The organism is Paenibacillus typhae, assembly GCF_900099765.1.
In the GTDB taxonomy this organism is placed as follows: domain Bacteria; phylum Bacillota; class Bacilli; order Paenibacillales; family Paenibacillaceae; genus Paenibacillus_AQ; species Paenibacillus_AQ typhae.
This window is the reverse complement of record NZ_FNDX01000027.1, coordinates 1-25779: the sequence shown is the minus strand read 5'-3', so window position 1 is coordinate 25779 and position 25779 is coordinate 1. Positions and strand designations below refer to the sequence as shown.

The window sequence follows — 25779 nt, the reverse complement described above, 5'->3', positions numbered from 1 at the left end:
TTGATTCTGCCGTTTCGCCTCATAGAGGCGGAATCAGAGGCACTTTTGCCTTTGATTTTGCCGTTCCGCACCCGTTGCGCGCAAATAATGGGCCTCCCTCGTTTTTCCTCACTCCAGCAGACCGCCTCACACTCCCCCACAACTAACACTCAAACTCCGTATGATTCACCCTGTTGTACTCCAGTACCAGTTCTTTATACTTCTCTACCTCACGCTCCAGCATCCACTCAAATAGCGACTGAACCTGCCCAAAAATATCAGGCGATACCCTGTAAGGAATCGCAAGCCTGGTATTCTCCTCTTCCACCAAATGCTCATAGAACCCCACCGCCGCTGCGTTGCAGAGGTCAAAGCAGCGTTTCCGCTGATTGAAGCACCACTCCACATATCCGTAAATCTTGTCCAGCTCGTCGGTATCCTTTTTTAGATGGGCATCCTCTACCCGGCTTCGCAGCTGGACCATCAAGGTGTATATCGTGTCATCTTTACCGGTAAACGTATGTCTAATATCATAGAACAGCTCTAAGCCCTACCTTCTCCTCACACTCATGCCGTCTCCCTCCACAGTTTGTTCATTATAGTAAGCATACTCCCCACATGCGATATGGTAGAATATTGAAATATAGTACGGATGGAGCTGTGAGCGCTAGAGCATGAAGGCTTATCCGAACCATTCCTTATGTTGTTGAACGCTTTTGCCAGAGGTATCTTAACAGGGAACCCTTCTTATTGAACTATAAAAGGAGCTGATACTCATGCTTGTTACGCCCACTCTGCATTTTTACGGACAATGTGAAGAAGCAATCGGTTTATATCAACAAGCGTTTGGTCTGCAAATGAATTACCTCCTGCATTATGCAGACGCAGATCCGCAGGACTGGAATTTCAGCTTGACTTCTGAGCAGCGGAACTATGTGTATCATGCAGAGGCTTTTATCGGCAAACAGCGCATCATGCTGGCGGATGAGATCGGACGGCAGGCGCCCGGAAACACCGCTCTTTTTCTGACTGTTACCTTTGAAACTGACGATCAGGTAAAACTGGCCTACGAAACGTTAAAAGAAAGCGGCAGCATCATTCACCCGTTGCACAGCACAACCTACAGCTCCTGTATGGCTTCCGTTGTGGACAAGTTCGGTTTCCGCTGGGGGCTCATGACAGAGCAATCGACAGAATGACAGAAGGGGGGATAATCCGCCGCTCAATCAAAGCTTGGACAGCTCGTCCAAAAACGCAGGCTTGTTGAAATATTGCTCCTGCAGCTGCTTAATGATGTCTGACTGAGCAGGCTTACCTGCCAGCTTTCCGTAGCGCTTAAGCATTGCACAGACATTCCAATATTTTTTTCTGTTGAAGGCTGCGGCGGCAGTGTCATAAATATACTGGCTGTATACTTGTTCTACTTCCGTTTTGTAGGCTGCTGACAACCGGGCAGCGTACCCCTCTATCGCATCGGGATTAGCTTTTACATAAGCCAGCATTTCTGCGAGGTCATTTTTGTCCGAGATCAGCTGTAAATAGATCGCATGGGTAGACCATGTGTCCAAATGTTTGAGTTCTTCAAGAATGCTGCGGTAAAAACCCTCCTTATCCCCTTCAGACAATGCTTCAAGCTCAGCGTAATATTCATAGTCACCATCCAGCAAAAGCTCCTTAGCCAGCAGCTTCTGCTCTTCCTTCAGCGATAACGCTTTATAGGCTTCGTATCTCGCCTTTTTAAAGTCGGCTCTGTCTCCCGGATAGCTTGCTTTATGCCGTTCCCCTTGCTCTGCCAACTGGATGGCCCCCCGGTAGTCGCCAGCCTCCATGCATTTCTGTATGGCCAATTTCCTAAATGATTTTATATGAAGATGTTCCTGCATAAATTTATCCGCTTCTTCTGCGGGGCTATATTTTTCGATAAGGTTATATAGAATTTCGTGCAGTGCCTCATTTGAATACTCCCTATACTCCATACCGGCATTAGCTGTAATCTGCGCTCCGATAGCTGCCAGCAATTGTTCTCTGCACTTCTTCTCATCAGCAAAGACAGTACACATCCTCAGCAGAGCAACCGGATACTCATCCCATCCATCAAATACAGGGTTGTGGCTCATTTTAATGAGCCGTTTTAAAAAATACTCCCGCACAGACTCATCCGCCGTCTGCTGACTTTCAGCAAGCGCGTCAATCTGATCCAAAACCTCATCCACCAGCGCCCCAACCTCGCCGTCCGAGTCATCCGCATATTGAAACGCCTCTACTCCTTCTTCCAGCACCATTAGGTCCATTTCCAGCTTCAGCTTATCATCACTTACACTGCTCTTGCTCTCCAACAAAGCCATTAGGTCTGCTGCAAAGCTGCTTGTTTCCCGGTAAGGAATGAAGCCCTCCCTGCCTGTGTACTGCTTTACGATCGTGTTTATAAGCTTTTTGAAGGTTTTAAGAAGGCGCGGCTGATCCTCTGTACCATATTTTAAAAGGAGCTTGTTCTTAAATACCTCATCCTGCCCGGCAACCTCAGCAATAATTGCAACTAATTCTTCTTTGGACAAATCTTGCAATACTTCTTCTAACTTGCGCTGCTTCGCCATAGCTGTTCACACTCCTGGAGGTATTATTCTTCACAAATTAAAAACATCACTGAGCACAGTTATTACATTCTCTTTCTCATTATTAGATACGGTGATCTTCTTGCTATTAAGCCAATTGCGTTTTAGTTTAAACCGGACTGTTACAGAATTGCCCTCTTCTTTAATAAAAACCTTCTCTGTCTGCTCCCATCTCCACATGCTATCTCTTGTTAGGATGCCTTGTTCATAAATCTCAATTTTACTAAACGCTCTTACAAAATAAACGGGTGCCAAAAGGATTAAGTACATCGGCCAAAACAGAAACAACAGCTCTATGCCGACCTCTGACCCATAGAACCGGATCACTTGAAATAATCCGACAGCTAAAAACACCACTCCAAAAATCACATCGAAAATAAACTTTGCATCCCTGACGATCAGCAGCTGACCGCCCATTGTTTTCCGGACGGCTTTTCTCCGTATGATTACAGTTGTACACCAGATTAATATAATAAGAGCAGCTACAATAGGAACTGCCTCAAGCACTTCAAAAATCATGATTCATTCTCCCTCAGCCTACATAAGGCGCATAATCCCGCTCATAAGACACCTTAGTCTCCTCGTACGTCGGCATCTCCAGAAACTCTACCTTTTCAACCTCTATACGCAAAAAATCAACAGCAAGGATCTTCACCGCCCGTTCAATCTCATGCATATCCAAAAATTCTCCGACCATGGACGTTACACAGCTCAACAACATATTTAGCTCCACACTACGCCATACTTACAAATTCCCTCCCCAGCCGAAAAAACCCTTCCCGACGGGAAGGGCTTCTTCATTCATCTGTGATCTTTCTTCAACTCGCAGCTCACCACCTCACATCATCAACGGCACAAACACCGAAGCCGCATTTGCCTGCCGGAACCGGGCGATGACCTGCCTGCTCCAGTCGCGCTGATACTCGGGATGCCCGGACAGATACAGCTCCTCCAGATGATTGAATGCCGCATCATAAGGAATGCCGGGATTATCGCCGTTCACCTCAAGCTGGCTGATGTGCAGATAGAGGCCGCCCGGAAGAGTAAGCTTTTCTACGCAATCGGGTAGTCCCGTGAACGAGCTAACCCTTGTTCCGAAGCAGGAATTGTATTGCCCCTCCTGGCCGCTGTCCACCGGAAATCCGTAGTAATCATGCAGATAATATTTGGCTGCTTCCGACGCAAACACCTGATCCTGCACGCCAAAATACTTCGTAATCACAAACTCCTCGCTGTCCGGCAAAGTCATGCTGCAGGCGATCTTCATCTCTGGAAGAGTAACGGTCTTAAAGCGCAAGGAGGCGTAACGTTCAGCTACCGTCTGTGCCGTCATAACCGGTTCATATTTGGTAAGAATCTCTCCCGTACCGTCATATGTATTGAACCCGCAGCCGGCAGGATTATACACATAGCTGGTATCCTTGCGGAAATCATTCACAAAATACTCATCCGCATGCATACGCTCCCCGTAACCCGGCTCTCCTTCCCGCCCGCCCTCATTAATCAGCACCTTGGCATACCGGCAGGCCGGCACTGTAAGCGCCTCCGTATATTCCGGCAGAAAATCAGGCAAGCTCTCCAGACTGTCCACCTCATAGCCTACAATCACCTTGTAGTTACCGTCACCTTTAACCTCAGTCCGCACGGTAACCACCTCGCCCTCGCCTTTGAGCCTGCTGCTGATTATGCCGGAGAGCAGGGCCATATCGCCTTCCGCAATCAGCTTTTTCGTATAAAAGTAATCATTCAAAATACAGCCGGCATGCTCGAACCCATAAAATCCCCCGTATCCCCGGCTTTCGAACGTTACCGGCAGCGCGATCCCGACAATTTTCATCTCCGGCCGATCCACAATTGTACATAATTCAGTAACCTGCTCTACGAAGACTTCATTTGGAAGCACCATCTGGCTCATCTCCTCCACCATTCTCAGGATTGCCGGCTTCACCCGGGGGCTGTAACCTTCCAAAGCCTGCTCCGGCAGGTCCTTTTTCCTTAAGCTCATTTGCAGTCCAGCTCCTTTCATACCTCTAATGTATATAAAATCGGGCCTGCGGTATTATCGGTTTTTAACATTTTCCAGCCTGATCCATACCTTCATTTGAATCTTCTCCGGGTCATGACTGCCGTTAATCTCATATGTAGTAAAAGCGGGCCCCTTCCCCCTGTTCCATCCATTCTCCCTGATCCAGCTGTCCAGCCATTCCCCGAACACCCTGCCGTCACTGCAGCAGCTGCTCTCCAAGACGGCATAACGGCCTGCTGCAAGCTGCAAAAGCTCAAGTCCGCAATCTGCCGGCAGTACCGGAGCTGCTTCCACCCTCACGCCACACGTACAGTTCAGACCATTCTGAAATACGTAGAATTCCCCGCCTTTTCTTATCGCCCCGGGATTAAGAATGGAAAAGGATGAGATTACCGCTGCAGCTGCCTGTTCCTCGGCGTCCTCTCCTGAGCGGCTTGCGGTCAGGAACAACCGGTCATCACAATACGTTACGCGGATACTGTTATAATCCGGCCGCTTGACTACCGGCAGGTACAAAACCAGCTTGTTCACTGCGCTGCCCTTGCAAATATACTCTTCGAAATAGCCGCCCTCAGCCTGCTTGAACATACTCAATCTCAGCCAATCCCCGTAAAGATAGTTCCAGGCCCCAGTAATTTCAGCCTCCTTATGGGCAACCGTTGTTTTGGCAAAGGTACGGGTGACCTCCGGATGCACAGCAGCATCCTTAAAGACACTGCCGGTAAAGCATTCCATTAACTCATAGTCATATTCTACAGCGAGCTTATAACAGGATTCCCCGCTGCGCGGCTGCCCGCCCCTGCCAAAGATTCTTCCTTTATATCCCGGTAAAAGAGCGCTCAGCGCTTGCAATGCCCGGTGTTCAATGCCGTCTGGTTCAGGAAGATAAAAAGCGGTATGCAGAGTCTTGGGGATAGTGTCCGTAGTAACCGTTACCTGCCTTACAGGCTGGCTGTCATATGCGGGGAAGTAGTAGCAGGCATCATTCTTCTGGTATTCCAGCGGGGTCATGGCTGTGGCGGATTTCACATATTTGCATAAGGCCTGCTGGGAGCTGTAGCCGCAGGCATAGGCAATCTCGGCCAGCGGCAGCTCTGCTGCTCGGATCAGCGCAAGAGCAACCGACAGCCGGCGTTTGCGGATATACTCCTTTACCGAATGCCCGGTGTAGGTGTAGCAGTACCGGTATAGCTGCATCAGGGAGGTGTATCCGGCCTGCGCCGCCAGCTCAAGGCTAATCTCGCCGTGCAGATGTTCTTCTATATAAAGGATGGACTTCTTGAAACAGGAAAATTTGTCCATTATGATCCTCCGGGGAGAATAGAGTGAATGAAGATAAGGCATATCCGAGTATCATCCTAATATTTCCACAGTGACTTTAAGGATTTCTTCACAGGCATTGGTGTTGCAATAATTCAATATCAGCCAATAGCAATAGCCCTGAATAGGTTATAATAATTATATATCAAGATCTTATATTGGAGTGTGATTCCGATGCAGTGGCAAGAAGTTCGTACAATATATCCCAATCAATATGTCTTACTTGAAATACTAGATTCACATACTAAAGATAACATTCAATTTGTAGACGACGTTGCTCTGGTACGGGCAATAGAAGATCCTAATGAAGCTACCAGGTTACTACTTAGCTGTAAAAACAATAATGTTGTATATCATACCGGACAAGAGAGAATAGCCATTGAGCTTAGACATCATCCTTTGTACAGGACTAGAAAATATGCAGATTAACTATATTAATGGTTTACTTCAAACATCTATGATGATTTATTACAAAGGCCGCTCTCTGACTATCGACAACCTAGTAATCGATACGGGAGCGGCCCACTCACTTCTGTCCTCTGATGTTGTAAATGAGATTGGAATCAAGTTCGAAAACGGAGATAAGCTTATACGTAACTTTGGTATTGGCGGGGATGAATACACTTTTCAAAAACATGTTGATCAAATTAAAATAGGCGATTTAATCTTAAAAAATATTCCAATTGATTTTGGCATTTTCCATGAAGACATTATCTACATTAATGGTCTCATTGGTTTAGATATTCTTAAAAGCTGCAATATGGTTATAGACCTGCAGCATATGGTAATGTACGCTGGAGACTCCGACAAAATATAAATGGGGTGTGGGGGCATCCTGCCCATCGCATTATGCCTCCGCCCTCCCCTGCAAAAACACATAAGTCCCCTCATCAGACAGCTCCTCCGAGTAAGCGAAATTCAGCCCCTTATACTCCTTGATCTCCTCCACGCGGCTGATCTGCTGTTCGGCCATGAAGCGGACCATCTCGCCCCGGGCCATTTTGGCGAAGGTGGCTTTTTCGGTAACCTTCCCCTTGACCTCTTGCCCGAACACGCATGTGACCATACGAATCTTCTCGCCCAAGTACGGGGAAATACACTTGCTGTACTCCTTGGAGGCCAGGTTCACGATGCAGCCGGTTTCGGCAAACAGCTGATCCGCCAGCTTCCGGTTCCAGAACTTGTACAGTGAGCTGAAGCCGGGTCCGGCCAGCTTGGCCTGCATCTCCAGCCGGTAAGGAACGACTCCGTCGAACGGCCGGAGCATCCCGTAGAATCCGGATAAGATCCGCAGATGCTCCTGCAGATACTCCAGCTCCTCACTCTGCAGCACGCCCGGTGCCATGTACTGGTATTGCAGACCTTCATAGGCGAACACCGCCGGCGTCAAATTCCGCTCCAGGTTCATAAGGGTAATCCGCTCCACGTTCTGCGTAGCGATGTCGTCATTGCATTTCCAGATGCTTTTTAACTCCTCATAATTCAGCTTTTGCAGGGCCGCCAGCAGCGTTCCTGTTTCACTGATAAACTGCGGCAGCTGCCGCTCCGCAAACACATCCGTGTCGATCTTCATCTTTTTGGCAGGTGAAATAATGATTCTCATGCTACTCTCTTTTCTAGCCCCATGGCGAAAATAATGTACTCTTATCCTATCATATTTTTTGTCTATCGGCTCCTTACCCGCAGCTTCCATTAATCGCCGGCCACACCAAAAAGCCCAAGCACCCGGCAGACCGCCGCAGGCTTGAGCTTTTATCAAACAAATCAATTAGCCGATCGTCTTGATCACTGTATCGTATGGAGCCAGCTCCAGCGTCTGCACGCCGAACTCCGTCTCTACCGAGGTCTTCTGAGTCTCCGAGCTGTTGTTGATCACAACAAGAATCTTGCTCTCCGGATAGTAAGCGCACTCTGTGTAGAGGTTATCCGTGATGTACTTATTGTCATTCAGCTCGCCGCCCGCATAACGGATCAGGTTGAGCAGCAGTCTCGTATTCTCCAGGTTGAACTCGAAGGAAGGCAGGTAGATCCCTTTTCCTTTGCCAAAAGCGTTCGAGGACAGCGTGATTCTGCCGCCCGACTGCTGTACGACCGAAGCTGCCCCATCTGTCAGATAGATACCCTGCTTCGCTTCGATGCTTGCGCCTTCAGGCAACAGGCCGTTCTCATCCTTCGCTTCAAAAGCCCACCGGCCATGCACCACTCTGGCACCTGTGTCCTCATCCACACCGAGCACATGGGCCATTCTGAAATACGTATCATAGCCTTCTACTGCGGATGGCTGATTCACCCCGATGAACGTACCGCCTTCATATACCCACTTGGTCAGAAGGTCTACCACTTTGCTGTCATTCCAGTGCTTGCCACCGCTCCAGGCGGAACCGGCCAGACCGGCATTGATCACAACGTCAACGTTCTGCAGTACGCCCTGACGGATGTCCTCGAAGTCGATGAACTGCACTTGCACCGGCGAACCGGACAATGCTTCATTGATATGAATCAGATCATGCATAAAGGTTTCGTGGAAGTGGCCGGACAGCGTCCACGATCTCAGCTTGCCCCAGCTGTGCAGCACCGCTACCCTGGTTTTCACCTGGTAAGGCTTGCCCTTGCTGTGCAGCTCTTTGATCTCTCTGAATTCGTCGGCAATCTTCTCGATGTAGTCACAGAAATCCGGGTATGGCTCAACCAGATGCAGGTAGCCGCCCAGTCCAATCCGGTCAATCGGCTCGCGCAGCAGGGCGCGGCGGATGTTGATCCAGTATTTTTTGGCATCCAGTGTAGGGTCTCCGCCCTCCATGAAGGTAGGGGCGCCGCCCAGTCCAACCGGGAACAGGTAAGGATGCAGACGGATTTCGTGCGTATCCACTTTGACGCCGGAGCACATCCGCGCTTCATAACCGGAGAATACGCATTTGATCATGCCGTCGAAGCCAAACTCCTCGAACCGGTCATTGTAAGGCTCCATGCCGACCCAGCTGTCATCGTAGAAGACATAAGCCAGCTTGCCGTGACTGTGCACGATATCAATGAGCTGCTTGGCGAAGCCGATAACAAAATCATTGATAAACGCCATCCAGTCCAGCTTGCGCTGCTCGGCCGGGATGTGGCTGACACGGTATTTGCCGCCGTTAACGAAATCTTCAGCGGTCAGGGAATAGCCGTATTTTTTGGCAAACAGATCAAGCGCCCGTGCACTCACCGTAAAGTCATATGAACCCCAGTCGGAGAACAGGTGGCGGTTGCGCTCACTGCTGCCCCAGATCCAGGCGAAGTTATAGAACAAGGAAGTAAAGCGGACTACCGTTGTTTCTTTATGCTCCACACACCATTGTTCCATCCAGTCCAGCATATACTCCTGAGTCTCAGGGTACATCGGATCAATCTGCATCAGATGATCTTTGGTCCAGTTGTTCGTGGTGTGGTTGTACATGGAGATTTCTTCCCAGATCCGGTAAGCCATGAAGCTGACGGTGTATTTATGCCAAGGCGTAATGCCGGTCAGCACAACATTCCCCGATTCACGGTCATAGTTCCACTGCTCGCGCGGGAGCTCTTCCCCGGTTGTCCGGTCGGTAACCTGCCAGTATTTGAACGCTTCTTTGGAGTCATTCACTCTGAACTGGTCAGCGAAGAAATCCTCCATTACATAGATGGACAAGTAATCCTGCACGGCAACCTTCGGATTGGTGATCAGGAAGCACTGCTGCAGCTTATCCTGGTTCTGCGCCGCCCATGCATTATGATCACGGATAATACAGATCGTAGAATAAATGCCGTAGCCTGCATTGATAATCTCATCAGACAGCTTGGTGCCGTCACTGTCACGGATCACATCCGCGCCCCAGCGCTCAGCCAGCTCCAGTGTCAGCTTCTCATAACCGGATTCGCCCGGCAGGGTAAAAGAGCCCTTGGTATGTTTGGTCAAGTTGCTTACCTCCTATTGAATCATATCGGACAGGAAGGCAAGCGCTAAGCCTTGGCCCCAGCCCTGGATCCAGTCTTTTGGAATGTTGCAGTAGCCTTCACGGTCCTTCATGACAGCAGTGCCGCCGGATACATTAAGCACTCGTCCGTCTTCGCTGATGTTTTCGAGAATGCCCTTAAGTGCCTTTTGTACATATTTGGTGTGCAGCGGATTGCCGTTGTTAACCATTGCCGCAGCAATACCTGCAGATGCAGACACTTCCTCATAGGAGCCCTCGTCATTCAGCACGGTCCGCCAGAGGCCATTCTCGGTCTGGACAAGCTTCAGTGCAGCAAGCTGGTCGCGCAGCGAGCACTCGATGTCCATACATTGCGGGTACAGGTACCAGTCATGCAGCAGCGGTTTAACCTGCGACATGGTGTACGCGCCCCATGCGTTCGCTCTGCCCCAGTAGAACCCGGACATATGATCCTGCTTCACATTGTTATAGCCGTGGTACCAGAAGCCGGTGCTTGGATTTTGCAGATATTTGATATGCCAGTAGTAATTGTTCAAGGCATCGTTAATCAAAGTCTGGTCTTTCAGCTTGCTGCCGACACGCAGCAGGAAGAAGGCTGCCATGAACAGCGTATCCGCCCAAGCCTGCTCAGGAAAATCATTGTTCGCCGATACGGTATGCTGCAGCACGTTGTCTCCGAAGCGGAGTGCGCTATTTTGCAGATAATCGACCTTGCTCATTACAATATCCCAGTACTTCTGGTTGCCCGTCTCTTCGTAGAGCGTAATCAGCATGTGCCCCATCGCACAGGTGTTGACCGTCCAGGTTGGCAGGCCCAGCTCAATATATTCATCTGCCCAGCGGATCAGCGTATCGAGGTACTCTTTGTTACCAGTAACCTTGTAAGCTCTGGACACCCCGTAATAAGCAACGCCGCAAGGCCAGTCCCATGTTAAGTCCATAGCCAGTGTCTTCTTGGTAACCTTGTCGATAACGCTCAAAATCAGTTCCTTGTCATAATCCAGTTGAAGCATATAGAAATTCCCCTCTCCTTCGCACACGGTCCCCCAATGGCGATTGAGAGCCGTCTGACCATTTGTAAACGCTTTATGAATTCTATTGTAAGGTGTATAATAGTCATATTCTAAGCATATTCATAGCAAACCTGCGCAATTTCGATCATTTATAATTCATTTATACAAAGTTGGGATTTCTCTCCCATTCTCTTACGCCCATCACTTTGCTATCATTCTAGCTACCATAGTGTACCTTCAACGAATAATCTATATATTGGAACGGGGGCCTTCCGGATATGCCCAGAAAAAAGAAGCCCGTCATCGAGTACCGCCACTACAGCCTGCCGATTCAGTTTCCAGTCCTGCTGCTGAGCGGGGACCGCTGGAGAATCTCCGACATCAAATCGGAGCATCTGCATTTTCACAACCATCTGGAAATCGGCATCTGCTATTCGGACAGCGGGATCATGGAGATTAAAGGGGAAGCCGTACCTTTTAAGGCCGGGGATATCACCTTTCTGCCGCGCTTCCTGCCCCACACTACCTACAGCTCGAAGGATTCCGCCAGCTTGTGGTCCTATCTTTTTTTCTCACCGGAGGAGCTGTTTCAGCATTCCTTCAAAAGCGCTTACAGCAGCTTCGAGCCTAATCTGTGGAGAGTTCAAGGCCGGAATTGTGTCCTGAGCAAGGAGCAGCATCCCAAAGTCTATTATCTGGCCACCTCCATTGTGGAGGAGCTTAAAGAGCAGCGGCCGTACTACCAGGAAAGTGCCTACGGTTTACTGCAATCGCTTTATATCGAACTGCTGAGAATCTATTCTGCGAATGAGCTGCTGATTGAGCAGGAGGGCGATCAGAGCCTGAAGGGGGAATTTGTCATCTCTCCGGCACTGGAGTACATTACGAAGCACTACATGACGCCGATCACGATTGATTTTCTGGCCGAGCTATGCCACCTGAGCACCACCCATTTCCGCAGAAAATTCCATGAAATCATGGGCACCGCCCCGCTCGATTTTCTGACCAGTACACGCATAGAAGAAGCCTGCAAGCAGCTAAAAAGCACGGATGATTCCATCCTCTCCATCTCCGAGCAGGTCGGCTTTCACTCCATCTCCAGCTTTAACCGCTGCTTCTCCCGGCTGATGGGTGCCTCGCCCAAAGAGTGGCGCAAAAGCGCACAATCTGAGGCGCAGTCGGCGAAAGCGTCGATTCTGGAGTTTACGGGCTGGGTGTAGTGAGGGATAGTGTAGAACAAACTGATTTCTGATATGCAGGAGGAAATTGCTATTCGGAAAGCAGAGGCGAAATTCTTTGGTGAGTCCAAAAAATGAGATCATGTAAATAGAAATAGACCGCCCTCACCAAAGGTAGCGGTCTATCTCTGCCGTAATTAAGTTTATAACCTGACGAGGAGGCGACCTGTTTTATAGTTAATGGCACAGAATAAAAAATGAGCCTAGCCGAAATAACTGTACTTTCTGCAACTAAACCCGATTAAGTAGCTGCGCTGCAGGTTTTAACTGCACTCTGTACACTTATATTTGCTAAAAACGCCCGAAACCGGCTTTTTCGAGGAAAATAGATGTACAGAATACAATTATTTTCTTATAATGATTAATTTCCACTGTTTTAATTGTACAAAGTACACTTAACCTGATATGACCCTCAACTCACTTACTGAGCTTAGCGTTTGTCAGGGCGCTCAATCCGCTGTCCGCCGTTTCTACTAAGTAGGAACAGGAGGCGTTTTGTTAGCTTCTTATAGACGTTATATATAGAACTTTTTTAGTATACTTGGCTTCCCATATCTCCTTTACCCCTTCCGAACCAGCCCCACCACCTTGCTAAGCGGAATTGTCGGATCGTGATATACAATAAACGATTTGGAGAACCGGTCAAGATAGGAGCTTTCATGCGATTTCGGGGTAAGGATGATCAGCTTACGCTGAAGCTCACGCCCGTATAGCTCAAACACTTTGAGCTTACGCTGCTCATCCAGGGCACTGTCGAACTCATCCAGCACAATAAAGCCTGGAGAGGTCTGCAGATTCTGCAATAGGGCAAGTGCAAACAGCAATGAGCTTAAGGACTCTTCACCTCCTGATACCCCTTTGCCCACTCTGCCGCCGCGGGCTTTGACACTGACATCCTCCATCGTTCCGCGGTGCCCTTCTTTACGCGCTTTTATATAGAGGCTGAAATGGGTCCGCCCCCGGCGGTCCACCTGGCTCTCCCAATCAATCTCTCCTTCGAACTGGAACAGGCTCATGTAGGTTTTAAACCGCTGGAGGATTTCCAGCACCCGCATATTAATCGTCGTCTCCAGCTGATCCTTCAGCTGGCCGGTGCGCTCCGAATCCTGCTCGAACAGCAGCTTGGTCCGTTTATATTCATCTTGAAGACGTTGAAACTGCTCTTCAATGACTCTGTAGTTCTCTGGTGCCGCCGGATCAATCCCCGATTCGCTGCGGGCAAAATCAAACTGGCTTTTCCCCTTATCCCGCTCTGTACGCAGCCTGGACAAGGACATCCGCCCGCCGGCACCACCCGAAGTCTCCTGGCCTTCTGCCTGAACACTAGCCACCGACGCCGTTACCTCACTGTATAGAGCAGGAGCTGTCTGCTTAAAATGCTCAATCTCTCTAATAGTTGCTACCAGTTCCCCTTGTGCATTCTCATAGGAATCCTTGGCGGCATCACGCTGATTCGTAGCCTGGATGATCTTTCGCGCCTCCAGCTCCTGCCTATCTCTAAGCTCCCGCAAATCACGGATCTGCTGACGCACTCCATTCTCCAGCTTATGCAACTGATCTTCACAGGCTTCCTGCTGCTGTACAATCTCTTGTTCACGCTCCTTCAACCCGTCCAGCACACTCCGTACATGACCCAATGCCTCGAACTTTTCCTTCTGCAGCCCAAGCCTGAGGTAAAAGTCAGCCTCTGCCCGAAGGATGTGCAGCAGGTTCTCCAGTTCTACCTGCCGCTTAATCAATGTGTTCACAAATTTCCCAATCTCCGCCAACCTCGTAAGCTGCTTCTCCAGCTCATCCCGCTCTTCTCCAAGCTTCCTGGCCCGTTCCGCACGCTCATGCTCCCTTGTCCGGAAAGCCTCTGCTTCCCTGACAAGCTGGATTACACTGTTCAATTCCTGCAGGCGCTTAGTATTGCGCTGAATGGAATGTTCCTGTTCTTCTAAGGTGGATGTCAGAGCCTTGATCGTGTTCTGCACCTCTTCCTTATGCAGCAGGACCGCCCGCGGGCTCAAAATGTAGCGGTTCTGCTCCTGGCCGCCGCGGATTCCGGCCGGATCATAGAGTGCCCCCTGCTCAATGCTTAACTCTCCTGCTTGGAAGAACTGCTCCACCCACCACAGCGCCTTTATCGCATGAGGAATGACCGCTTCCGGCAGATCACTCTTCACTTGAAGCTGCAGCTCCTCCAGTTCCGTAACTGAGCGGTCAGGTACAACTTTACGCAGCGGCACATGGTATAGGTCATTTGGCGGAATGGCCTTATGTCCATCGAAGAAAACCGAATATTTAATCGCATTAAAGGTCTCCTCTGTCTTCAGCTGCGCACCTGCTGTCAGCTCCACCAAGTCTCGCAGCGGGTAGGCCTGAATCCCTTTATTATGGAAAAAGGCCAGCGATTCAATCTGTCTTTTGGACCAGTCGCGGTTATCCTCAAGCCGTGCCAGCTCTTCCTGCTGCTCTTTGATAAGGGTATTGCAGCTATATCTTTGATCCTTAATCTGCTGAAGTACCTCGTCAAGCCGGTTAAGCTCCTCCTGCACATAATGGCTGCTCACGTATTGGCGCAACCGTTCCTGATGGACAGCTGCCTGAATTAATTCCTGATCCATCTGAAATTCCAGTCTGGAGATGCTTCCCCTATGACTTTCTGCGAGCAGGTCACAGCTACTGCGTTCATCCTCAAGTCCCGCCATTTCGCCGTTTACCTGATCCAATTGCGCTTCAGCCTTTGCCAGCTGCTCAGCTACCTCGGCTTCAGTCCGCGTAATGCGCTCTCTATCCTTGCTGATCTGCTGCAGCTCACTCTCCAGCTCAGTGATTTGTGCCCGGACCTTGGTCATTTGCAGCTTCAAATCCTGGAGCTGGCCCTCATAATCCTCCAGCTCTTCCTTACGCTCTGTAACAGCCTGCTCCTGAGCAGATACATGCTGCTGAAGCTCCGTTTCGCGTTCCTTCATCTCATTCAGCTGATCCTGCTGCTGCTCCAGCTCAAGCTCCAGCTGTTCCATTTGTCCCGACAAGCTTTCCTGCTCCCGCGTATAATGCTCTTCCAGCTGCAGCAATGAACGGGCATACAAGCTTCCGCCTTCCTGCAGGCGCCTGCGGTTATCCTCGTACCGTTCCAGATCATTTCTTTTGATTTTGACCAGCTGCTTCTTATTCTCTACGTTGACTTCTGCACTCTGCAAAATCTCCTGCGTATCCTTCAGCTTCTCCATGCTCTCTTCCCAGTTGCGCTGGACCTGATCGATCCCGTGCATCTCTGCAAAGATCCGGAACCGCTCCTCCGGATGCATCACGGCAAACTGGTTCACCTCCTGTTGATACCAGATCAGGTAGAACAGGTCGGGATCTATTTTATATTTATATTGCAGATCCTTTTTGTAGGCGGTGAAGTTGTATTGACGGTCACCGGAGGTATAGCGGGTAACAGCTTCCCAATGCTCAGGGTCATCTCCGGAGGATACAGTGTACTCTTTCTTGACCGGCTGCCCCGGTTCTTGAACAATTTGCAGTGAGAACTCGATAAAGCCGGGAGCATCGATCCGCAGCCGTCCTTCATTCTTAAAAAGAAAGCGGATCTGCGCATTCCAGGTCTCATCAGGTGCAAGGTTGCGGGAGCGCAGGCCGTCGAGCTCGACCTTTGATGAATACAGCACTGCTCCCATACAATAGGTTATCGTAGACTTTCCCGCTCCGTTGGGCCCGGTAATCAGCACATGCTCCTCCCTGCCGGACAGATCCATATACGCTGGAGCGTAGTCCCGGATGCCGTGAAACCACATTTTCCAGGGTATCATGGGTTATTCCTCCCCCTCTTCCGTGTAGAGGTTGTAGCGTTTGAAGAATTTCAGTACTTCTTCCTTGTTCAACTGGTTGGACTGGCTAAATTCAACGGTCCGGCGCAGAAAAGAATCCGAGAACATATGCGCCCCAATCGCCGTCAGCTGATAAGCCTTCTCCGGGGAATTCGTTTCGTATTCCTCCAGGGCACCTATTTTCCGCAGCTGGTCTATGTTAAGCAGCAGCCGCTGGTTAGCCTTGGTGGTTTCATGCCCAAAGGCACTCAGCAGCTGATCAAAAAGGGTGAATTCATGCTGCAGCACTTCCTGCTGGTAGAACATAAAGAGCAGGATTGCCAGGCTTTCTTTGGATAACGTACTGCGTGCCGTTCTGGCCGGGACCCGCATCATGACCACAACCTGATCCCGCCGTTCATCGTAGACGATTTGGAAATAGCGGCTTACAGCCTGATTAACCCGCTGGATAAAAGAAAAGAATTGGTCATTCTGCTCAGAAATGTGCAGCTGCTTCTCAACTTCTTTTCGGGACAGGCCAAAATTGCCGGCACGAATCGTCGCAGACGAGGAGAACAAAATATTCATAAAGGTCATCTCCTCCCGTTCACTCAGTATGCCTTTGAGGGATTGCATGACATGGAGGGGATTAATATTGGGTTCATTAATATTCGTTTCATTACTATTGGTTTCATTCATGTTTAATTCAGACATCGTCTTCCTTCCTTCCGGCGTTGCTGCGTTTGCGGATCATCTGCTGCTTATGCTCTTCCGTCATCCATTCCCAGTTTTTATCATAAGGCGGATGAGCTGGAGTGTGACCTGGTGATGCCGGATCCATAGCCATTTTCTTATTGCCGATTAAAGCAGCAATCGCCGTCAAGGCATTGACCGCATCGCCCCAGTCCGCTGAAGTCGCTTCAATCATGACCTGCTCGATCGGCGCCTGATCAATCTGTTCCATATAGGATTCTATAGCCTCTGTACGGATCATCGCTTTGGTCAGCTGCCACTGGGACTCGCCCATCAGCTCGTCCAGCTGATCTATGGACACCGTATCTTCTGTATACTGAATGTCCGCTTCTTCTGCATGAATCCCTTCGACCACCGGCTCATAATGCTCGATATAGTCTAGAGCTTCCCGGATTGCCTCACCGGAGACAGGAGCAGCGAACTTGACTGGCATCCATATTCCGTCGGCCGCCTCACCCGGGTATTGATCCTGTTCCATAAAGCTCATCAGCTGATGGGCATTCGGAACATCGGATTCAAGCGGCGGATCGTACATCTGGATAATAAAAGCCCGGACCTTTTCCGGATGGATTGTGGAGGACAACATCGTCTGCTGCATCGTGGTGAATTTTAAATACTTATGGATCATCCCGATACTCAGGTTAGTGCCCTCTGCCAGAGCCCCCGTGCCTTGCTGCATAAGATCACTGAGCACCAGACTGTCCTCTAAGGTGCGGAACTGGCGGAGCCGTTCCCCGAGCTTTCCCTCCAGCTCCAGCATGAGCTGATGAATGATTTCCAGCTGCGGCAGGGCGTTGCGGTCAGCAAGCATTTCCAGCTCACGTTCCTTCATCAGCTGAATCGCATTTTCAACATTCCGGATCATACTGGCAATCTTATTGCCGCCTGATATGCCGTGATCATCATAGGCCTCGCTAAGCTCCGCATCCCGTCTGGCCTGAAACAGCGATCGCCCGATATCATCGTGCATGTAGTACGCCAAGGAATCATTAGCCAGACGGATCAGCGCATCCATCATCCGTTTACCCACATCACGCATCTTGAGCTGTCTGGACTGCTTGGAAATCCAGTTATATTTAACGAGCACATTCACAATCTGCTCTACCTTTTTCCGGCTTGGCGGCTCCGGGTCGCTGTAACGGTTTCTGTACCTGTAATAGAGCGTATCAGCATTCTCTATAGGCTCATCCAGCCCCAGCGCTTCTTCATTGATCATCTGAATAATTCTCAGAAACCGCAGAATCTCAATCGGAGTCTGAAAAGCATTCTGGGAGTCCAGGTCGCTTAACACGCCAGACAGATAAGCTATATCCCGCATCGATTGGAGCATTTCCGGGGAAGATTCGTTACTGTTAAAAATGGAGATCAGAGCTTGATCCACTTTTTCCACTCTGCTGCACCTCCCATTATTCGCTCTTGTTCTAGCCTTGTTGTCCGGAGAAGCCCCTCCATGTATGACTGATATTCCGGCCAGCTTGAGATTACGCTGTGATCATGGCAGATCCACTTCACAGTAAGCGGGAATGGGGCAACGGTATTAGCCAGCTCTCCTGCTATGAGCAAACCGTCCTCATCATAGTCGCTCCACAGAAGAACCTGCTCAACCCTGCTGCTGCCCAGCACCTGCTGAATAAATTTCTTGTGTGAGCTTCTTAAGTGTCCGTCAACACAAGCAATAAGGGACCCAGTATCCTGCAAAAAATGACGCTCCGCAGTAATCCGGGTCAGCACGGCCCTGTTCTCCACCAGCCATAATGTCGTTGCATCCGTACTATAGTGATCCTCTGCAATGGAGAGATCCGTTAAAGCATGGACCGGCCCCGCCCGGTAACCAGACCATTCGCCCTTTAGATTGCCGGCAAAATAAAGCGGTGTGATTTTCCCCAGACTGACGAGCCCTAAGCCTAGCGCCGGCACCTCACTCCATTCCTCCAGCAGGGAGATGAATTCGTCCTTATGATTGTCAAAAGCCTTGGACCCTCCGATCATGCCATAATATCCGGCCCCAATCTCTTTCCAGTCGAACATTTCCTTCTGTCCTGCAATTAGGATGACTGCCAGGCCCAAATGCAGAAAGCTAATTTTCTTCGCTACACTCCAGCCCGGTGGAAACCAGGCAGATTGCTCCAGCTGTTCAAGCGTCCAATACCCGCTTTGTGATATACGCTGCATCAGCAGCTCATTTGAAGACTTGTCAGCTTTAGCTCCCAGCCGTTCCGGCAAAGCCTGTGCATTAAGCTGGAATTGCTCCAGCTGCCGCCTTTCTTCCTGCCGTTCCCCTTCCGCGTGCTGCTGATGATACAAATACAACCGGTAACCCATCCGGTACCGGACACCTTCCACTGTCTTTCCGTCCTGCCCCAGACGCAGCTCCCTTATAATCCAGCCCTCATGCAACCAGGCAAAAGCCTGGGCTTCATTATCCAAAACAGCCTTTTTGCCGGGTGTCCATTTCATTAGGGCGGGGTCAGGAGCACCATCAGCCTGCTGTAAATGTGCATCCAGCTGCATAGAAAGAATCCCTGTCTTGCGCAGGGTACGCGCTGTACGCTTCACAATAGCAATATCTGCAATGCCGGAAGCTGCCGCGTTCAGACCGGCCGGGTCCAGCTGCTCACTGTTTTTTAATATAGTTCGGGTTATATAATCAATCAGATGCTCATCCACAATGCTTGAATTCCTTTCGTCGTGCTTATTGCCAGAACCGGTATCATGGTTACATCCATTCTAGCAAATAATAAACGGGCAAATATTAGAATTTTTTCCCACCAACGAGGAATGCAGTTCCATTATAAAAGAAAAAGAACCCCCACTGTGCCGCGTATATCCGCAGCAGCGATGGGGGCTACAACCTATTTAAAATAGGTCAGGTATTACAAAATCTCCGTACTAAGCGTAAACCCTTCAATCACCACATCCTCATCAACCTCAATCATAATGCAGCGTTTGCCCTGGTAATTAACCTGCTTAACATACCGCAGATCCTGCGGGCTGACGGAGATGGTGGCTACCTTGGTCTCGATTTTGATCGATTTGCTGGTGAATTTCGGGATTACGCTGGCGGCCTTCATCTCATAGTTCCGGTCGTCGATGATCGTTTCGAAGGCCCGCTCCACCTTTTCCGCCGTTACGTCCTCTACGCCGCTTACCTTCAGAACGCGCTCCACATCCTTGAAATCCAGCGTAGCCGGCTCTTCCTCACCCTGGCCGTCCTCGATGACCTGCTGGATCTGCTCATAGACCTGGGCGATAGTGGTGGTATCCAGATGCTCGCCGGCAATCTCCTTCACAATGTCCTCGAAATAGGCTCTCTCTTCCATCGCCGTTACAGAGGTCTCCGCGTTCAGCACCTGCTCAATGAACCGCGGGTCCGGATAATTCGATTTGCCCGTACAGTACAGAACGCGGTTCACATCCGAATAATTGTCCGTCACACTCGGATAAAAGAACCCCTGCTCCGGCGAGCTGAGCTTTACAATCGGATCGACGATGACATTATACTTGAACTCCCGTTCGACATAGTCGAACATGAGATTTTTACGCTGCTGCTCTGTGGAATTCACGCTGCACAGAATGAACTGGTGGGCAAACGTTTCATTCTTCTCGCTCTCTTCGCTTTCTTCATTTCTGGCTTTGGTCGGCCGGTGGTATTGTCCGCGAACAAAGGTGATTACAGTATCTTTTTCATACTTGGTATCCGCCAGCATCCGGTCCACCAGCATCAGCATCAGGTCCTGCCACTCTTCCGGATCACCTGTGATGAGCCCCTGGTGCAGCATGACCTTGGCCGGCTCCTCCGCCTCCTCCTGAAACTTCAGCTCGAACAGCTTGTGGTCCAGCTCGCCGGACAGCAGTTTTTTGAAGTTGCCCATGTACAGCTCCTGCTTCTCCCGGTCCACAAGCCCGAACGGCAGACGCTCCCAGTGATAAATCTCGTTGGTCTCCTTCATAACATATACGTTCAGAATATCGTACAGGCTTAGCAAATCATGGTCCAGCTTAAACTGCTTGCGGATATGCGCTACTTCTTTTTTATTCATAATGGATTCGGGGCTCCTTCGATAAAATGTCACTTTACCCAGTATAAATGATCAGGACGAAATTTTCTAAGGACTTGCCGCATAAAAAATACCCGCAGCGTATAGCGAGGCCACTGAAAAAGTCTGTCTCTTAGAAAAAGGTATAGCCCTTCAAAAAAATGGAGGAGGCTGTACCTTTTTTGTCGTATAATTGAGGCATCATAGAAAACGGGTGAGAGCGGATGATTCAGCAACAACAAACCTTGGTTTTGAGTCCCTACACGGCACTGTATGACATCATCGTGCCGAAGGACAATATGCTCCGTCAAATCAACGAACTAGTGGACTTCACTTTTATATATGAGGAACTGGAATCAAAATACTGCTTGGACAATGGACGTAACGCAATTGACCCTATTCGTATGTTCAAGTATTTGCTATTAAAGACCATATTTGAGTTGTCTGACATAGACATCGTCGAGCGCTCAAGGTATGACCTGTCGTTGAAGTATTTTCTCGACATGGCACCGGAAGAGTCGGTTATCGACCCAAGCTCCCTCACCAAATTCCGCAAACTGCGGTTAAAGGATATGAGCCTGCTGGACATGCTCATAGGCAAGACGGTGGTTCTCGCCGTCGAAAAGAATATTCTAAAAAGCACTTCCATCATTGTGGACGCCACGCATACGAAAGCCCGATATCACCAAAAAACTCCACAGGAGATTCTGCAAGATCGTGGGCGGAAGCTGCGAAAGGCCATTTACGCGATGGACGAATCCGTAAAGGATAAGATGCCAACAAAGAACACTAACGATGTGCTTGAAGATGAAATCGAGTATTGCCAAAAACTCATCTCTTTTGTCGAGACGGAATCTGGGATTGCGCAAGTGCCAAAGGTTTTGGGACCGCTTAACCTGCTGAAAGAAGCAGTGGAAGATGACGTAGAGCAACTTCGCATTGCGGGGGACCAGGATGCTCGAGTGGGACATAAGAGTGCGGATTCAGCATTCTTCGGATACAAGACGCATCTTGCGATGAGCGAGGAACGAATCATTACGGCGGCTATCGTCACGACAGGTGAGAAAAATGACGGCAAGCAATTACAGAGCCTGATTGAAAAAAGCAAAGCAGCAGGCATGGAAGTCAAAACGGTTATTGGAGATACAGCATACTCAGAAAAAGACAATATTGGGTATGCTAAAGCGAATGGAATTGAACTTGTGGCTAAACTGAATCCACAAATTACGCAAGGTGGCCGAAAGAAAGAAGAGGAGTTTCAGTTCAATAAAGATGCGGGCATGTACGTGTGCAAATCCGGGCATATGGCGATTCGGAAAGCGCGGACAGGAAAAAAGGGAATCGGTAAAAACCAAAAGGAAACATACTACTTCGATGCCGAGGTTTGCAAGAGATACCCGTTCAAAGAAGGATGCTATACCGAAGGAGCAAAAAGCAAGACCTACTCGGTGAGTATGAAGTCTGGCGAACACACGGAGCAAATGGCCTTCCAAGAAAGCAAGTATTTCAAGGCGAAGGCAAATGAACGCTACAAAATTGAAGCAAAGAACAGTGAACTAAAACACCGACACGGGTATGATGTAGCCACATCCTCGGGTCTGGTTGGCATGGAGTTGCAAGGAGCAATGGCAATATTCGCCGTCAATCTAAAGCGCATATTGAAGTTAATGGACTGATAAATTCTGATTTATACAACCAAGTTGAGCCAAAAAGAAGACATCCGCCCCTAGAATCCGGGGAAGATGTCTTCTTTGCAATAATGGGCAACTACTGAAACGAGAACACGTAAATTCTTCAGTGGCCTCGCCTATCGCCACAGGTATTCTTTACCTTTCATTCCATCCTATAGCCGCTCCACATACTGCTTCGCCTCGCCCAGTGACAGACTGCTATGCTGGCGGACGAGCTTGATTGCCGGAATGAGCTTCCCGTCCTTCTTCATCTGGCGAACTGTGTCGAGAATATCATCGGGAGGAAGATACGGTGTATTTCCGGCTTCCCCTCTGCGCTTCATTTCAGCGGCGGCCCGCTGCTCCTGTTCTGCTGTCAGCGGCTGATCTCCTGCGGTCTGAGTTAACATCATCCCCTGCTGCGGCCTCATACGGGAAATGGCGCCAAGCAGCGTCCCGACTAGCAAGTACAGGACCATATACTGCATGAACCGGTACAGATACAGCCAGACCGTACTGAGCTCCAGCACCTCACCACTCTGCTTCAGAATCGTAATATTATCCGCAATGACATATTCGCCGGGCCCATAATGATTGATGTCCTGCATGACCTGCAGCTCACCGACAGGCGAAACCATCCACTCCAGCGGTTTGTTAAAAACAGGATTACCTACCGTGTCGATCATCATGCTGAACAGTGTAAACACAGCGATGACATAAACGAGGTTGTTTTTCCAGGTAAACCGTTTGGCAAGCACCACAATACTAAAAATCAGCAGCTGTGTAATTCCTCTTATGTATGTATTGTGGAGATAGTATTGGAACACCACAGGCAGGACCCAGCCGAACAAGATGATCATAACAACGGCAAATAAAAAGACAAAGAACAGAATTTTGGCGTTTTTCTTCACGTACCCTGCTCCTTTCTCTACAACGATAATACATTATTACCCAATTCAACAAGAGTTGTTACGGCTGCAGGCTGGAGCTGAAGTATGGTACCAGGAAACGCCGGGCGATCTTTTGAGCAGAAATACAAGGAGCTCTTTGCGGGGGAGTGTGGGGCCGGTGAGCTTTTCTCTAAGTGGGGCTCTCAAAAAAAAGCGGACTCAGACCAGGTCTGAAATCCGCTTTTGTGTTTATTTCCAATCCATATTATGGATTGATGAGCTCCGACTTTTGCAGCAGTCGTTGTATCAGAACTGCCACTTCTGCACGGGTAACATTAGATTTGGCTTCCAGCTTATTGTTGTTGCGTCCGCTAATCAGTCCGGCTTTGACAGCAAGGGCCAGACCATCCTTAGCCCAGCTGCCTATGGTGCCTGCATCCTGGAAGCCGGCAAGCGTACTTGACGTATCTGCGGTGCCAGTCCGCTCAGCAAGCCCGGTCAGCTTCATCGCTTTGGCAATAATATTCATTGCCTGCTCACGGGTGATCGCATCGTTCGGACGGAAGCTTCCATCTTCAAAGCCGGTAATTAAGCCGTACTCAGAAGCCGTTTCAACAGCTCCCGCATACCAGGCATCCGTAGCTACATCCGCAAAAGCCGTTTTTCCTTCACCAAGCTTCAGTCCCAGACCACGTACGATAATGGCTGCGAATTCTGCACGGGTAATATCTGCATTCGGGTTAAATGCCGTTTCATTCACTCCGTTAATAACCATGCGGGAACCCATATCATTAACTGCATCCTTGGCCCAGTGGTTAGCTACATCCGCAAAGGTCAGCGGATGCCAGGCCACGGAATACATACTATTCGTGAGACTGTTGATCTCTGCATAATACTTGCCGTCCTTCAGGACGATTTTGGTCGGTACATGCCGTACCGTTCCATCCGGTTCCACAACCACTCCAGTGGTGATCCGGTTCGGATCAACGCCATCCGGGATTGTGATGGTCCGCTCGACATATGCATCGAATCTGCTTACTTCCACCGACAAATCACCGTATGTTCCGTTAATAGTGAAGTCAAGCGGTGGTACAACGAGGTTGATGCCGCCGTTTCTTGCAGCATCCGCGATAACCTGAATCATGGACGCTGGGGTCTCGCTGATCGTAATCTTCAGCTTGATATCTTCCAGTTTCACACCTGCGCCAAACTGCTCTGCCAACAGACCAACGTTAATTTCCTTGGCTGGGAGAGTATAGGAAGCCTTGTTAGTCTGAAGCACCAGAGTTGCCGATACATCCTCCATATTTTTGATCATCTGACCGTTCAACTCACCGACAAAAACATTCGAGTCCAGTATTACCGGGATCGTAACTATTGCCCCGTTGCCTTCCTCATCCAGCTTCGCTTGGAGTTTTGTTGGATCAACGGCGATTGTAGTTGTTTTTACTGTTCCAGAAGTTGTGATCGTGGCTTTGCCGGCATTTTCTTGCTTGCCATTGACAAGAACGATCACATCAGTAACAGCATTGGCACTACCGGAGGTTCCACTATTTATACTGCCTGAATCAGTGCCCGGAATTACCGTTTCAGCCACTACTACTGCAGTTACACTGCCGTATTTCACTACCTGGCCGTTTGCATCAACCTCTGCAATGCCAATATTTTCACCGTTCGCCGCAGGAACCAATCCATCACTTCCAACAAGCGTGTAGCCAGTAAGGACGTCTCCCACATTCGGCACGACCGCGCTGCCGGTGCCAAAGTTCTTGTAGTAGAGCATATGACCTTCCGCAGGTACAGGTGTAGCTGTAATTTGTGTTCTGCCGTTATTGGCCGTGCCACTCGGATCGCTGGCGCTCACGGTCAAGCCACTGGCCGGAACAGGCACACTTTGCGTAAAGGTCAGCGTAGTCGCAGGTCCTGCCGGTACGGAGCCGCTGGCCGCCACTCGTACTTTAACGATATGGTTACCGCTCAAATCAGGTAAATTGGTTCCGTCATACCGTACGTAAGGCCCATCGTCTACTGCAAATTCCATGCTTGTGTCCAGACCGACCACCGCATTGCTCTGATCATCAGCTGTGACTTCAGGTTCCGCTGGAATAACCGCATCGGAATCATGCACGGTAACTTGAAGAACAATTGAAGCAAAGGACGTTGACGTCGCCTTTACCCGGATATAGTAGGTATCAGGGGCAAGGTTGGTTATCGCTGTATCCTCCGCATTTGTCCAAGAACCTGTACTGCCTTTCTTATACTCCATCTGGAGAGTCACATTTTGAATGGACCCGTTGTTAGCTCCTCCGTACGTAACATCTGTAACAGTAACTCCAACTGGAGCTGCAGCGCGGGATGGAATACTCAGCGTCTGAGCTGCACTGTCTGTAGTTGTCGCGCCGTTCCCCTTCTTCACAATGCTCAGCGTCGTGCCCAGCCAGCTGCTGTCGATCGTCAGCTTGCCATTGGCATCCGCCGTAACGGCTGTGCCGTTCAC

General features: G+C 49.6%; 20 protein-coding genes. 4 read left to right on the top strand and 16 right to left on the bottom strand.

The window, feature by feature from the left end:
• Positions 1–142: 142 nt before the first annotated feature.
• Positions 143–508, bottom strand: coding sequence for a DUF7674 family protein (locus tag BLR64_RS19590; RefSeq protein WP_425262171.1), 366 nt, complete (start codon positions 506–508; stop codon positions 143–145).
• Positions 509–755: 247 nt separating this feature from the next.
• Here BLR64_RS19590 and BLR64_RS19585 point away from each other — a divergent pair, with 247 nt between their 5' ends.
• Positions 756–1178 (top strand): VOC family protein, encoded by a 423-nt coding sequence (locus BLR64_RS19585; RefSeq protein ID WP_090716713.1) that lies wholly within the window; start codon positions 756–758, stop codon positions 1176–1178.
• Between the two features lie 27 nt (positions 1179–1205).
• On the opposite strand, the gene BLR64_RS19580 is transcribed toward BLR64_RS19585, so the two are convergent.
• The 5 genes from BLR64_RS19580 to BLR64_RS19565 all read right to left on the bottom strand — a co-directional run bounded on the left by BLR64_RS19580 (position 1206) and on the right by BLR64_RS19565 (position 5919).
• Positions 1206–2573: a hypothetical protein gene (locus tag BLR64_RS19580; RefSeq protein WP_090716711.1), complete on the bottom strand. Its 1368-nt coding sequence runs from the start codon at positions 2571–2573 to the stop codon at positions 1206–1208.
• A 30-nt stretch (positions 2574–2603) separates the two neighbouring features.
• Positions 2604–3110, bottom strand: coding sequence for a hypothetical protein (locus BLR64_RS19575; protein ID WP_090716710.1), 507 nt, complete (start codon positions 3108–3110; stop codon positions 2604–2606).
• A gap of 13 nt (positions 3111–3123) precedes the next feature.
• Positions 3124–3312 (bottom strand): hypothetical protein, encoded by a 189-nt coding sequence (locus BLR64_RS30060; protein ID WP_139172032.1) that lies wholly within the window; start codon positions 3310–3312, stop codon positions 3124–3126.
• 117 nt (positions 3313–3429) lie between these two features.
• On the bottom strand, positions 3430–4596 hold the full coding sequence (locus tag BLR64_RS19570; RefSeq protein ID WP_090716708.1) for a GyrI-like domain-containing protein: 1167 nt from the start codon (positions 4594–4596) through the stop codon (positions 3430–3432).
• 54 nt (positions 4597–4650) lie between these two features.
• Positions 4651–5919: a helix-turn-helix domain-containing protein gene (locus BLR64_RS19565; protein WP_167360734.1), complete on the bottom strand. Its 1269-nt coding sequence runs from the start codon at positions 5917–5919 to the stop codon at positions 4651–4653.
• A 397-nt stretch (positions 5920–6316) separates the two neighbouring features.
• Between BLR64_RS19565 and BLR64_RS19555 the strand changes: the two genes are divergently transcribed.
• Positions 6317–6754: a retropepsin-like aspartic protease gene (locus BLR64_RS19555; protein WP_244157775.1), complete on the top strand. Its 438-nt coding sequence runs from the start codon at positions 6317–6319 to the stop codon at positions 6752–6754.
• A 30-nt stretch (positions 6755–6784) separates the two neighbouring features.
• On the opposite strand, the gene yaaA is transcribed toward BLR64_RS19555, so the two are convergent.
• The 3 genes from yaaA to BLR64_RS19540 all read right to left on the bottom strand — a co-directional run bounded on the left by yaaA (position 6785) and on the right by BLR64_RS19540 (position 10897).
• Positions 6785–7540: a peroxide stress protein YaaA gene (gene yaaA / locus BLR64_RS19550; protein WP_090716700.1), complete on the bottom strand. Its 756-nt coding sequence runs from the start codon at positions 7538–7540 to the stop codon at positions 6785–6787.
• A gap of 165 nt (positions 7541–7705) precedes the next feature.
• Positions 7706–9865 carry a 1,3-beta-galactosyl-N-acetylhexosamine phosphorylase gene (gene gnpA / locus BLR64_RS19545; protein WP_090716699.1) on the bottom strand — a complete coding sequence of 720 codons (2160 nt, stop codon included), beginning with the start codon at positions 9863–9865 and terminating at the stop codon, positions 7706–7708.
• A 12-nt stretch (positions 9866–9877) separates the two neighbouring features.
• A complete protein-coding gene (locus BLR64_RS19540) occupies positions 9878–10897 on the bottom strand; it encodes a glycoside hydrolase family 88/105 protein (RefSeq protein WP_090716697.1) in 1020 nt (339 codons plus the stop codon).
• Positions 10898–11175: 278 nt separating this feature from the next.
• On the opposite strand from BLR64_RS19540, the gene BLR64_RS19535 reads away from it, so the two are divergent.
• Positions 11176–12117, top strand: coding sequence for an AraC family transcriptional regulator (locus BLR64_RS19535; protein WP_090716695.1), 942 nt, complete (start codon positions 11176–11178; stop codon positions 12115–12117).
• A 578-nt stretch (positions 12118–12695) separates the two neighbouring features.
• On the opposite strand, the gene BLR64_RS19530 is transcribed toward BLR64_RS19535, so the two are convergent.
• The 5 genes from BLR64_RS19530 to BLR64_RS19510 all read right to left on the bottom strand — a co-directional run bounded on the left by BLR64_RS19530 (position 12696) and on the right by BLR64_RS19510 (position 20725).
• A complete protein-coding gene (locus BLR64_RS19530; RefSeq protein WP_090716693.1) occupies positions 12696–15935 on the bottom strand; it encodes an AAA family ATPase in 3240 nt (1079 codons plus the stop codon).
• 3 nt (positions 15936–15938) lie between these two features.
• Positions 15939–16646, bottom strand: coding sequence for a hypothetical protein (locus tag BLR64_RS19525; protein WP_244157774.1), 708 nt, complete (start codon positions 16644–16646; stop codon positions 15939–15941).
• Positions 16639–18075 carry a hypothetical protein gene (locus tag BLR64_RS19520; RefSeq protein WP_090716692.1) on the bottom strand — a complete coding sequence of 479 codons (1437 nt, stop codon included), beginning with the start codon at positions 18073–18075 and terminating at the stop codon, positions 16639–16641. The genes BLR64_RS19525 and BLR64_RS19520 overlap by 8 nt, the downstream gene beginning before the upstream one ends.
• Positions 18051–19352 (bottom strand): DUF2399 domain-containing protein, encoded by a 1302-nt coding sequence (locus tag BLR64_RS19515; protein ID WP_090716690.1) that lies wholly within the window; start codon positions 19350–19352, stop codon positions 18051–18053. The genes BLR64_RS19520 and BLR64_RS19515 overlap by 25 nt, the downstream gene beginning before the upstream one ends.
• Before the next feature lie 206 nt (positions 19353–19558).
• Positions 19559–20725, bottom strand: coding sequence for a DUF4317 domain-containing protein (locus tag BLR64_RS19510; RefSeq protein WP_090716689.1), 1167 nt, complete (start codon positions 20723–20725; stop codon positions 19559–19561).
• A 221-nt stretch (positions 20726–20946) separates the two neighbouring features.
• Between BLR64_RS19510 and BLR64_RS19505 the strand changes: the two genes are divergently transcribed.
• Positions 20947–22398, top strand: a complete 1452-nt coding sequence (locus BLR64_RS19505; RefSeq protein ID WP_090716687.1) for an IS1182 family transposase — start codon at positions 20947–20949, stop codon at positions 22396–22398.
• Between the two features lie 167 nt (positions 22399–22565).
• On the opposite strand, the gene BLR64_RS19500 is transcribed toward BLR64_RS19505, so the two are convergent.
• Positions 22566–23303: a hypothetical protein gene (locus tag BLR64_RS19500; RefSeq protein WP_090716685.1), complete on the bottom strand. Its 738-nt coding sequence runs from the start codon at positions 23301–23303 to the stop codon at positions 22566–22568.
• A 244-nt stretch (positions 23304–23547) separates the two neighbouring features.
• Positions 23548–25779: S-layer homology domain-containing protein (locus tag BLR64_RS19495; RefSeq protein WP_208607201.1), on the bottom strand; the 2232-nt coding region annotated here is incomplete at its 5' end.